Annotated in this window: 10 protein-coding genes; 6 read left to right on the top strand and 4 right to left on the bottom strand. The window is 38.5% G+C overall.

Annotation, left to right across the window (positions count from 1 at the left end; translation table 11 throughout):
• Positions 1-134: 134 nt before the first annotated feature.
• Together AC07YT_RS22270 and AC07YT_RS22265 are read right to left on the bottom strand one after the other, a co-directional pair.
• The gene (locus tag AC07YT_RS22270) at positions 135-1,787 is read right to left on the bottom strand and encodes a M1 family metallopeptidase (protein ID WP_086548970.1); all 1,653 of its coding nucleotides are present in this window, start codon (positions 1,785-1,787) and stop codon (positions 135-137) included.
• 182 nt (positions 1,788-1,969) lie between these two features.
• Positions 1,970-3,841 (bottom strand): CocE/NonD family hydrolase, encoded by a 1,872-nt coding sequence (locus AC07YT_RS22265; protein ID WP_086548971.1) that lies wholly within the window; start codon positions 3,839-3,841, stop codon positions 1,970-1,972.
• 241 nt (positions 3,842-4,082) lie between these two features.
• Between AC07YT_RS22265 and AC07YT_RS22260 the strand changes: the two genes are divergently transcribed.
• The 6 genes from AC07YT_RS22260 to AC07YT_RS22235 all read left to right on the top strand — a co-directional run bounded on the left by AC07YT_RS22260 (position 4,083) and on the right by AC07YT_RS22235 (position 9,429).
• Positions 4,083-4,916, top strand: a complete 834-nt coding sequence (locus AC07YT_RS22260) for a DUF6515 family protein (protein WP_086548972.1) — start codon at positions 4,083-4,085, stop codon at positions 4,914-4,916.
• Between the two features lie 631 nt (positions 4,917-5,547).
• Positions 5,548-6,708, top strand: coding sequence for an esterase-like activity of phytase family protein (locus AC07YT_RS22255; RefSeq protein WP_086548973.1), 1,161 nt, complete (start codon positions 5,548-5,550; stop codon positions 6,706-6,708).
• A 25-nt stretch (positions 6,709-6,733) separates the two neighbouring features.
• Positions 6,734-7,399 carry an HAD family hydrolase gene (locus tag AC07YT_RS22250; protein ID WP_086548974.1) on the top strand — a complete coding sequence of 222 codons (666 nt, stop codon included), beginning with the start codon at positions 6,734-6,736 and terminating at the stop codon, positions 7,397-7,399.
• A gap of 341 nt (positions 7,400-7,740) precedes the next feature.
• Positions 7,741-8,292 (top strand): outer membrane beta-barrel protein, encoded by a 552-nt coding sequence (locus AC07YT_RS22245; RefSeq protein WP_086548975.1) that lies wholly within the window; start codon positions 7,741-7,743, stop codon positions 8,290-8,292.
• Between the two features lie 240 nt (positions 8,293-8,532).
• Positions 8,533-9,045, top strand: coding sequence for a DUF2306 domain-containing protein (locus AC07YT_RS22240; protein ID WP_494945535.1), 513 nt, complete (start codon positions 8,533-8,535; stop codon positions 9,043-9,045).
• A 57-nt stretch (positions 9,046-9,102) separates the two neighbouring features.
• Positions 9,103-9,429 carry a bleomycin resistance protein gene (locus AC07YT_RS22235; protein WP_494945534.1) on the top strand — a complete coding sequence of 109 codons (327 nt, stop codon included), beginning with the start codon at positions 9,103-9,105 and terminating at the stop codon, positions 9,427-9,429.
• Positions 9,430-9,494: 65 nt separating this feature from the next.
• Here the strand turns inward: AC07YT_RS22235 and AC07YT_RS22230 are convergent, their stop codons facing one another.
• Positions 9,495-10,127 carry a response regulator gene (locus tag AC07YT_RS22230; RefSeq protein WP_086548977.1) on the bottom strand — a complete coding sequence of 211 codons (633 nt, stop codon included), beginning with the start codon at positions 10,125-10,127 and terminating at the stop codon, positions 9,495-9,497.
• Positions 10,120-12,135, bottom strand: coding sequence for a sensor histidine kinase (locus tag AC07YT_RS22225; protein WP_086548978.1), 2,016 nt, complete (start codon positions 12,133-12,135; stop codon positions 10,120-10,122). The genes AC07YT_RS22230 and AC07YT_RS22225 overlap by 8 nt, the downstream gene beginning before the upstream one ends.
• Between the last annotated feature and the right edge of the window lie 88 nt (positions 12,136-12,223).

Raw genomic sequence — 12,223 nt, 5'->3', positions numbered from 1 at the left:
TATCATTAAGGTAATTTCTCTTCCAAATTTGTCATGTTGAGCCTGTCGAAACACCTAAAAGCATATTTAAGTAAGTCCTTCGACAAGCTCAGGATGACAAATTATATATTTATGATACAGCCAATGAGATTTAATTATCCTTTTTTGATGTTGATGTAAAACAACGGATCGTGTTTAAAGTTATCGGCATTAATACTGCCATCAATTTTAATGGTTTTCCAATCGTTTGTAGGTTTGATCAAAGTATAAACACCTGCTTTTAGTGTTACGCGCACAGGCATATCAAAACCTTTTACATCTGTTACCCATCGGTAAGAAAGTATGCCTTTATTGATTTTATAGCTTAAAACAGGAATCTTCGTATAACGCAGGTACTGATCGAAAACTTTATCTAATTTAAGTCCGCTTTGTTTGGCTATGTAATTTTCAATCTCTGCAGTGGTTACGGTTTTGTGGTAGAATGTTTTACCCAATCCGCGCAAAACCTGTCTGAATTTTTCATCGTTATTGATCAATTGGCGAATGATACTCACCAAATTTGCACCTTTGGGATACATATCGCCCGAGCCTTCCTTGTTTACGCCATAAGGGCCAATTACCGGCACATCATTACGGATGATTTTCTGTAATCCGATCACATATTCTTCGGCAGCTGCTTTGCTCTCAGTACATTCGGTAAACAATACCTCTGAATAATTGGTGAAACCTTCATGAACCCACATATCGGCGATATCTTTTGAGGTGATGTTATTCCCGAACCATTCGTGGCCGCTTTCATGGATGGTAATAAAATCCCATTTTAAGCCATGATCGGTACCACTTAAATCTTTACCTAAATAACCTGGTTTAAACTGATTGCCATAAGCTACTGCACTCTGGTGTTCCATACCTAAATGTGGCGCCTGAACCAGTTTGTAGCCGTCTTTGTACCAGGGGTAAGGGCCAAACCAATATTCGAAACATTTTAGCATGGGTTTAACATCTGCATCCCAATGTGGGCGGGCTTTGGCGCTATCGGTTTGTAGCGCCCAGTAGTCGATACTGAGCTTTCCGTTTTCACCATCATAACTGTCTTGCCAGTGCGCATATTTCCCAATGTAAAAGGTTACGTCGTAATTGTTAATGGGATTACCTACAAACCAATTGTATTGTTTATTGCCATCAGGTTTGTCAACGGTATTTCTCAGTCTTCCGTTAGATATTTCCTGCAAAGTTTTAGGAACAGTAATGCTGATTAACATACTGTCTACTTCATCGCTTTGGTGATCTTTATTTGGCCACCACACACTTGCACCTAAACCCTGGCAAGCCACCGAAACAAATGGATTGCCTGCTTCATCTTTTTTGAAGATAAAACCACCGTCCCAGGGTGGTGTTTTTGCTACCGTAGGATTGCCTGAATAGAAAACGGTGAATTTATCTTGACTGCCTTTTTTAACCGCTTTAGGGAAGGTTACAAATACCGCGTTATATTCCCGGGTAAAAGGTAAATCGGCACCTTTGTAAACCACCTTGTCTACTTTTAAGTTATCAAAAAGATCGAACTGGAGTTTGGTAAAATCCTGCGTAGCGGTAAAAGCAAATTCATTGCTGCCGCTAACAGATTTTTGGTCGATATCTATTTTAACATCCAGGTGGTAATAATTAATATCGTAACAGGTGCGCAAAGGAGTCAGTGTGCCACGGAGGCTGTCGGCCCTTGAGTTTACCTGGTTTTTCCCGAGCATCTGTGCCTGTACCGCTGAAATACTGAAGATGATGGCAAGGATGAATAGTAACTTTTTCATTTATTATATTTTTGTTAATCGTTAAAAACGATTGCTTATTAATATGCGCTTAGAAACGAGCGTAACTTTTTTGTCTTTGCGGCGCACAAAGCCTCCCTGTTGCAGGCAGGCAATCCTAATGCAATGGCTATACACCTAAAGTTACAAGAATGCTCCGTCGCTCAACATGAGGGATTTTGCATTTACTTCAATACTGAAACCGTAATAAATGAGCTGTTGTGTACATCATGATAAATTTTGTGTGTAGCTTTCTGGAAATCCTGCGCTTCTGCCTGATAGATGTCCATAAATTTCTGCGGATTACGATCGGCTAAGGGGAACCACGAGTTTTGAATCTGAATCATAATTTTATGCCCTTTTTTGAAGGTATGTGCTACATCTGGCAGCGGATAATTGACTTTGGTAATGGCGCCAGGAACAAAAGGCTCTGGTTTTTCAAAACTGTTGCGGTATTTTCCACGCATAATTTCTCCACGTACCAGCATTTCGTAACCACCCATAATCAGGTTTTTAGGATTAGGTTCTGGATTTGGTGCATCTTCAGGATAAACATCAATCAATTTAACTACATAATCGGCATCTGTTCCGGTAGTCGAAACCACTAAGTTGGCCAGAACAGGGCCGGTTAAAGTAATATCTTCAGTTAAAGCATCTGTTTGGTAAGTTTTTACATCCGGACGGCGGGCCGCAAAACGCTGATCGTCGATCATGTACTCGCGGGTACGTTTGGCCTGGATACCATCCTGGTAAGGTACCGGATTATTCGGATCGCTTACATATTCATCCCAGCTATCGGTTCTGCCCACTTTTTCGAAACTGAGTTTTCCATTGGGTTGTAAGTAAAGGTTTCTGGTTTCGGTATCTTTTGGTGGCCAGGTATTAAATTTTTTCCATTCGTTGCTTCCCGTTACAAAAATATTGGCTTCTGCAGCATTAAAATCTCCCTCGCCTTTTAAATAATGTTTAAAGAAAGGCAGTTCGTATTGTTGCTGGTAATCGATACTGGTGGTTTTGCCGAAAGGGATGTCGCCGAAATAAGAACCATCACTACGTACCCAGCCGCCATGGAACCAGGGACCTGCAACCAGGATATTGTTGGCACCAGGATTCTGTTTCTCAATCGCTTTGTAGGTGTCAAAAGTTCCATAGGCATCTTCCGCATCGAAAAATCCCCCCACCACCATCACAGCAGGTTTTACATTGGTTAAATGTGGCGTAATTAAACGTGCTTTCCAGAAGGTATCTAAATTTGGATGTTTAAATAAATCATTCCAGAATTTAATACTGTCGGCAAAATACCGGTCTTTTAAGTTCTTAACCGATCCGGCTTCTAGATAAAAACGATAATTGTCCTGAATGGGGAACTGAAAACCTTTAGGCCCTTTATCTGGGGTAATCGGTTTAGGCCTCGGCACACCAAAGCTGCCCATAAAACTAAAAGCATCCATGAGGAACAAGGTACCACGGTGGTGAAAATCATCACCCATAAACCAATCGGTAACTGGCGCCTGAGGCGAAACGGCTTTTAAAGCGGGATGTGCATTTGGTAATGAAGTGGTAGAATAAAAACCAGGGTACGAAATGCCATAAATACCGGCATTGCCATTGTTACCTTTTACGTTTTTAAGCAGCCAATCGATGGTATCGTAAGTATCGGTGCTTTCATCGATAGCGGTTTTACTTTTTTTGCCAACAACCTGCGGACGGATATCGGCAAAAGTGCCCTCACTCATCCAACGGCCCCTAACATCCTGATATACAAAAATAAATCCCTCACGCATCATCGCCGGAAAATTACCCAGGCTCAGCTTATATTTATCTTCACCATATGGTGCAACGGTATAGGGGGTGCGGTTAATTAAAAAAGGATATTTTTTGGTTTGATTTTTGGGTATATAAATGGATGTGAAGAGTTTAACCCCATCGCGCATGGGAATCTGGCGTTCTATTTTGGTGTAGTTTTCTCTAACATATGCCGAATCGGTTTGCCGGGCCATTAATTCATTAGAAATAAACAGACATAATAACAGACTGAAAATTCTTGTAAGGTTCATTTAAGCTAGTTTTTAGGAATAAAATTTAAATATAGGTGATTAAGGATTCATTAGAAAAAATAGCCCGTAAAAGGTTTGTTAGTTTAAGCCGTAATGATGTAAAATGGACGAGGTGTGATGTACTATGCCACTATAACCTTTCGTTCGTCATTACTTTATCAAAATTTAGTTAAATAATGTTAAGGCATAATCTTTTAGGAATTTTCATCGTCATATAGATAATCGAAATAAACACAAAATAATGAATAGGTTATTAAATAAAGGATTGGTTGTTTTCGCTGCAGCAGCGATGATAGCAACTTTGAGTATGGAGACTGTTTCGGCACAGCGGCCAAGTAGGAGTGGAGGTTCTTCGAGCGGTGGCAGATCTGGTTCGATAGGCAGCCCATCCAGAGGTGGTGGTGGTATTTCCAGACAACCATCTATGCACGCACCAAGCAGAGGTAGTTATTCGCCAGGCAATGGCGGCCGTCCGCCCAGACCGAATTACAGCTATAACAGACCAGGTTATCGCCCTGGTTATGTGAGGCCGGGTTATGGTTATCGCCCCGGATACGGTAGACCTTATTACAGGCCATATTATAGCTATTATAATTTTTACAGACCGTTTTTAGGCTTCAGGATTGGTGTGTTGCCTTATGGATATTATCCGTTTTATTATGGTGCTAACCAGTTTTACTATTCTGGCGGATTGTTCTATCAGCAAAACAACAGTCAATACGAAGTGGTCACACCGCCAGTTGGTGCTGAGGTTCCGAATTTACCATCAGATGCTAATCTGGTTACCATTAACGGAGTTGATTATTACGAATACAAAGGCGTTTATTATATCCAAAAAGAAAATGCTGATGGTAAAACCGTATATGTGGTTGCCGGAAAAGATGGTATTTTAAATACAACGGATGGACCGGTTGATACGCATAATATAGGTGATATTATTAATCAGCTGCCAGAAGGATGCAGGGAAGTAACCATTAAAAACGAAAAATATTTTGTTTCGCCTGATGATGTTTATTATGAGGAAATAGTAGATGGAACCAATATCACTTATCGCGTAATTGGTAAGTTGTTTTAATCTTAATTTTATCAGTGTCAGATGGTAACATCTGACACCACTTATATATTTTTGATTCCATTTGAATTGTAACATTGAGCTTGTCGAAACGCGTTGTGGGTATTTAAACAGGTCCTTCGTCTACCTGTCCCGATTTATCGGGAGGATTAGGGTGACAATTCAATATTTATGATACCCCACTTATCATTTTAATAGATTCGTTATCCTTAAATTGTTTCAGGATCTATTTTCCTATAATGTAGAGTCGGACATTAGCATCTGGTTGTTATTTATCTGATAATACAGAAAAGCCTAGATCTTCTTAATTTCTTAATGGTAGGACTACTGGTTTTTTTATCATTAAGGAGTTAAGATCATCAAGTTTAGCTGTGCAGTTGGATGTTACCATCCGACCGTTTTTTTTTTAATATCTATAAGAAAGAGGCTATCTTCTTAATGTGCTCAATTTCTTAATGGTATGACTACTGTTTTTTTTATCATTAAGGAGTTAAGATCATTAAGTATTAGCTATGCAGTTGGATTTTACTATCCGACACCACTGGAAAAAGTAGCTTTATTAATGTTCTCCATCTCTTGATGATAGACTTTTTGCAGCAAAAATTCCATATTTTTACGGCCTAAACATTTCGATTTGAAACCTGTATCGCAGCTCTTCCTTGTTTATTCGGTTCTTGCTATTGTCCTCTCCTCCTGTGCAGCAACAAAGTATGCAGCAGTTAAACAAAATGAGGCTAGTATTTCCGCTGTAAAGTTTCTGGATGAATATGTTATGCCCTTAAATCCAATTTTTCAGAATACGGTTGTTGGTGGTTTATCTGGGATTGATTACGATGTAAAGCAGAACCAATATTACATGATCAGTGATGATCCATCGCAGCGGGGTCCCGCAAGAATTTATACTGCACAGATTGATCTTAAAGAAAATAAGATCGATACTGTCCGGATAACTGGTGTGACTTATATGCTGCAAGAAAACGGGAAACCATATCCTCAATACGGTACTGATAAAAGTGTAAAACCTGATGGAGAATCGGTTCGTTTTAATCCCTTAACCCAGCAATTACTTTGGAGTAGTGAGGGAGAAAGGTTATTTAAGAATGGCGATACTACGATAGTTCAGCCTGGTTTAACCTTTATTTCTACAGCAGGAAAGTTTCTGGATACCATCCCAATGCCTAAAGGTTTTCATTTTACTAAAACGGAAAGTGGTCCACGTAAAAATGCTTTATTTGAAGGTTTAACTTATGCCGATCAGTACAAAACGTTATATGCCAGTTTAGAAGAGCCACTTTACCAGGATGGCCCTCAGGCTGCTTTTGAATATGATAAAGCCTTAACGCGGATTTTAAAATTCGATGTAACGACTAAAAAGAATACTGCCCAATATGCTTATCAGCTTGACGCAATGCCTGTTAAACCTACGGTTGAAAATGATTGGAATGTAAATGGAATTTCTGAAATATTAGCCATTAATAATCATAGCCTTTTGGTAATGGAAAGGGCCTGGGCAAAAGGACATGATGATCATACTTTTATAAAACTTTACCTGGTTGATTTGCGTGGGGCCGAAAATGAAATCGATAACAGTTCTTTTGTGCAGCATCCGCCGAAGCCATTAACCAAAAAATTGCTTTTCGACTTTGATTCCTTAAACCGGCATATCGATAATTTTGAAGGCGTAACCTTTGGGCCACAGTTGCCGAACGGGCACCTTTCATTAATTTTTTGTGTAGATAACAATTTCGGGAAAGCTCAGGTGCAACAATTTTTCTTATTTGAGATCCTTCCATAAGGATGATTCCTGTTAAAAATTTATAATGAATAAAATAAAAGCAATACTGTTTGATTTAGATGGTACATTAATTGATTCTGAAAAGTTTCATTTCGATTGCTGGAATAAGTTTTTATGCCCTTACGGGGTGACGCTGGATTTTAAGGATTGGTTAAGCAATTATGCCGGAATCCCCCTGCCTAAGAATGCGAAGACTATCGTAGACCGATATAAAATAGAAGAAGAGCTGGAAGGTTTTATCGATAGAAGAGAAAAGATAACTTTTGATGGTTTTAGAACAACGGATATACAGTTAATGCCTTTCGCGTTAGAATTTATCCAGTTTGCTTTTGAAAAAGGGCTCACACTTGCCGTGGTTACGGCTAGTCCTAAAATGGATGTTGAAGCCGTTTTTGAGCGCAACGGATTGGCAAAGTATTTCAGTTTATTTATTACCAGAACAGATGTAAGTAAATCTAAACCCGACCCCGAAAGTTACAATCTTTGTGTCGCGCGGTTAGGTCTTGAAAAAGAGGAATGCCTTGTTTTTGAAGATACAATAAATGGTGTTAAATCTGCTCTGGCTGCGGGTATTGCCTGTTATGCCATTCAAAGCAATGTACGGGCGCATCAAAAACTTAAAATAGCCGATGAAATATTCCTCAGCTTTGCGAATGCCAAAGAATTTATGATCCAAAAAGGATTAATTTAGTCGCTTCTTATCTTAAAATAAACCTGGTTAAACCTCTTTCTAATAAACGCTACCCAAAGCGTTATCGGTTTGTGCATAAGATAAACCTCATAAATATGTCATCTGGTAAAGGTTAATTATTATGATATAGCTGTTTCCAGCTATGTGCAAAAAGGCTATTTCCAGCTATATACTAACATTTTTATTGACTGTAAATTAGATTTTAAATTTATTTACGCTCCTGGCAAGCCAAAACCATAGTCGCTTTGCGTGTAAATTATTTAAGATGTGCATTTTTTGCCGTCAAGGGAGGGCTATTTGCTAATTTTTATCATCAATCTATATATAACAATTAAAAAAAAATGAAAAAACACTTACACCTTACCGCATTATTTATTCTTATAGCGCTAACCGGAATAGCCCAATCTAAATCTGGCTCGTTTAATAAAGGCGATAACCTTTTTAACATTGGAGTGGGCATCGGTAGTCCGTTTTTTGGTTCGGGTTATACCTCATCGCTACCTGTTAATCCATCAATCAGTTATGAAAGGGGGGTAACAGATGCAATTAGTGTAGGTGGCCAGCTATCGTATGCGAGTTCAAAATACGAAGGTTTTAATAATACTTATAGCTTTAAGGAAAGTGCCATTTATGTTAGTGCAAGGGGCTCATATCATTTTAATCAGTTACTTGACCTGAATCCTAAATTTGACCTTTACGGTGGAGCAAGTTTAGGTTATGTTACGGTGAGTATCAGTGATAACCAGGGATCTTTCGAAGGTGCTGCGAGCGGGCTTGGGTTTGGCCTTTATGCAGGTAGTAAGTATTACCTAAAACCAAGTACAGCTATATATGCCGAATTGGGTTACCAAAGCCTTTCGCTTTTAAACATTGGAATCGCTTTTAAATTTTAAAGCTAGGGGCAGCAGAATAAAGCTGGAATTAGAAATTGAGTTTGTTAGTTGAGTTAATATGGTGGCTGGTAGCAATACCAGCCATTTTTTTAGCCAAATACTTCTTGAAAATTAACTAAATTAGTGGAAAGCAATCGAATCTGTTATGGTAAAAAAAGGATTATGGATTTTATTGGCCACCTTAGCAATGCTGATTGGACTGTATCCGGTAATTTACTTTTTGTTCGATAGAAAATTGGATTGCTAAATTCAAAATCAGTTGAGTTGTTAACAGATACTTTTTGGAACATTGGTTTTTATACCCATATCATCCTTGGAGGAGTCGCTTTATTTATTGGCTGGACACAATTTAGTCCCAAAATGAGAAAATGGAGCATCAAATTACACCGACAGCTAGGTAAAGTTTACGTGATTGCTGTTCTGCTTAGCGCATTAGCAGGTATTTACATAGGCTTTTTTGCAACAGGTGGGTTAATTTCTTCAGCAGGGTTTATATGTTTAGGGATAATTTGGTTTTACACTACCTTAAAAGCTTATTTATACATTAAAAACGGTGAAATTGAACCACATCAAAAAATGATGGTTTATAGTTATGCCGCTTGTTTTGCTGCGGTTACTTTGCGGTTATGGCTTCCGCTATTGACCATGATTTATAGCGATTTTGTAAAGGCTTACCTACTTGTGGCCTGGTTATGCTGGATTCCGAATCTGATTGTTGCTTATATTATAAACCGAAGAACCATTGTTCAATAAAAAAACCGATTTTTGAAATAAAAAAATATGCTAACAGCCATTAACCCCAAATTGCCCATGCGTGATAAAAAAATCACGAGAGATTTTTATGTCAATAAATTAGGCTTTAAAGATCTGGGGAGCGCCGACTTTAAGGAATATCTGATGGTACAAAAAGACCATGTTGAGATTCACTTTTTTTTATTCGAAACGCTTGATCCGAAAGAAAACTACGGGCAGGTGTATATCCGTACCAACGATATTGATGGGCTGTACAAATCGATGCTTGAAAGTAAACAAAGCATTCATCCGAATGGAAGTTTGCAGACAAAGCCATGGGGGCAAAAAGAATTTTCAATGCTCGATCCGGACAGTAATTTACTCACTTTTGGGCAAGAGATTTAAGAGGTGTTCATTGGTCAATAGCTGATCGTTTAATAGAGTAGCTACGCCAAACCCCTGGCTCCAAACTAAATTAGCAACTGTTCGATAGCGATATTGATCAATTCGATAGAATTTTTAACAGCTAATTTCTGCATCATATTACGTCGGTGGGTTTCGACGGTGAGTGGACTTAGAAAAAGCTCTTCTGCTATGCTGGCGGTTGTTTTTCCCTGTGCAATTAACTGAAGGATCTGTTTTTCGCGCTTGGTGAATTTTGGTCGTCCTTTTAAGTCATTTATTGAAGGTTTGGCAATAATTTCTATAACTTCTTTGCTAAAGGCCAGTTCTCCGCTAAGTGCAGTTTCAATGCCATTTTTTAGCTCTTCTACCGAAGCATTTTTTAAAATATACCCACTTGCACCGTTTTGCAGCATCTGCATGATGATGCTTCTTTCGGTATGGTTGCTAATGGCAATAACCACTGTTTTCGGCGACAACTTTTTAACCTGCGCACACAGTTCAATACCATTAACATCGGGCAACATAATATCGAGTAATACAATATCTGCTTCGTGGTTATTCAAAAAGGAAATTAATGCGCTGCCCGACTGAAAACTGCCTGCTACATGCATGTTTTCGAGGTTGTTGATCAAAGAAACGATTCCTTGTATAACAATCGGATGGTCGTCAACAACAGCCAGTTTAATTATACTACTCATAACTGATGGGGATTTCGATATTTATGGTTGTGCCATTGCCAGGATGCGAATCGATTTCGAAAGTACCCTTAAGATAGGCGATCCTGTTTTTAATGTTTTCTATTCCTAATCCCTTTTTATGGGTTGAGGTATCAAAGCCAATTCCATTATCTTCCAGCGTGATATAAAAGCGGTTTTTATTTTCGCTGACCTGTAAAACTACTTCTGATGCCTGCGCATGTTTTAGGGTGTTGGTGAGCATTTCCTGTACAATCCTGTAAATGATGATCTGTTCTTCCAGTGCAATCTGTTTAGAGATATTGAGTGCTTGAAAATCGATGTGCATATGGTTGCTCATCGCCGATTCTGCCAGGTCTTTTAAGGCCGTTTCTAATCCGAATTTTAGTAAGGTTTGGGGCATCATATTCCGGGCAATGTGCCTTAATTCGGTAACAGAACTATCCAGCTGATTAACAATTCTTTGTAACTCTACATCATGCAGTTGCATTTCCCTGTGTTTTGCCCAATTGGATAAGTTAATTTTTAAACCCGATAACATTCCGCCTAGTCCGTCATGTAAATCCTGTGCTACCCGGTTTCTTTCTTTTTCTTCGGCATTGAGCATGGCCTTGCTAATTTCTAATTGTTGTTTTTGTTGTAATTCGGCCACTCTCTGTTTATAATTTATGGCTCTTTGCGCTGCAAGTTTTTTATAGCCCCTAAAGTAAAAGTACAAAAGGATAGCGATGATCAGCAGAAAGAATGATGCTGCGATTAACAGGAATGTTGTTATTTTATTGTTCTTAATAATTAATGCATTTTGTTTCTTTTCTGCATTTAAACTCGCTATTTTTTTCTGGTTCTCTGCATTTTTATATTTAATTTCTAATGCATTAATATCCGCTTTAAGTTTACTATCATTCAGGCTGTCGTTTAATACTTTACTCTTTTTTATCCAGTTATAAGCCTCTTTAATATCACCATTCGCATAGTTTACTTCCGCAAGCGCTTCTGCTAATTTGAGTTTATTCGACGAAAGTGTATTTATTTCAGGCTGATCGACAATTTGCAGCAAGGTTTTTTTTGCCAGCACAAAGTTTTTCTGCTTAAAAAGGATCCTGTATTTCTCAAATATCACTTCCTGTAAAGAATAATTGTCGCTTAGCTTTTCGGCCAGTTTAATGGCTTTATCTGCATCTGATAAAGCAAGGCTGTATTGTTTGGTATTAATTAAATAACGAGTGGTGCTTTTGTAGTAGTCGAGCCAGAATATTGCCATCGGGTAGCCTGTAGCCACATGGTTTGATTTATCCAGTATGGTTTTAGCCAGATCGAGGTATTTTTTGGTGAGATTATAGTTTTTGAGGTGATAATAGTTTCCGGCAGTGGTTAGGTAAGCATTAATCAGCAGGTAATATTTATCCGGAGAAGTCGCTTTTAAGGCATTTAAACCCGCTTGCAGGTAAGGTGTTGCTTTTTCGTATTGGCCAAGGTTTGTAAATATCGTTCCGATAGAGACGTATTCTGTGCCTAAAAAGTCTTTGTCGCCAGCCTTTTTAGAAAGTGGTAAAACGCGGTTAATCAGGATATCGAGTGTTGTTTTAAGGTCGTCTTTGTGCTGTTGTATCAAACCATAGTTGTGCCAAATCATCGATCGCAACCGATAAATACCTTTTGTATTAAACTTGCTTAATAACGAATCTGCATGGGAGAGTAACTTTTCTGCTTTTGCGTAATTCCGGTCCTGGTAAATTAAAGATTCGTACCAATAAGATCTGGCAAAGAGTAATGGATACTTTTTACTCCAGGTTCTTGCCTTGTTCAAATATAATACTGCTTTGGTACTATCATGATCTACCCAGAAATCGGTTAATTTAAAACCAGCTTCGGCTTTAAGGCTGTCGCGGAAGCTTCCATTTAAAATGCGACTCAGACTATCGCTATATTGTTTGTCGGCTGGTTGCAGCTGGGCCCGGCTATTCAGTGAATAGAAAATCAGCAATGCCAGAAAGATGATATAATTTCTCATTAAACTAAAAATGCACGCTTTATTTCTCAACCAGAAATTAAACACAGAATATACCTGAAATCAGGTAGAAAAAAATGGTATTATATGG

The sequence above is a fragment of the Pedobacter sp. GW460-11-11-14-TSB4 genome (genome assembly GCF_059423705.1).
The sequence above is the reverse complement of the archived record's forward strand: the minus strand, read 5'-3'. Positions and strand labels throughout refer to the sequence as shown.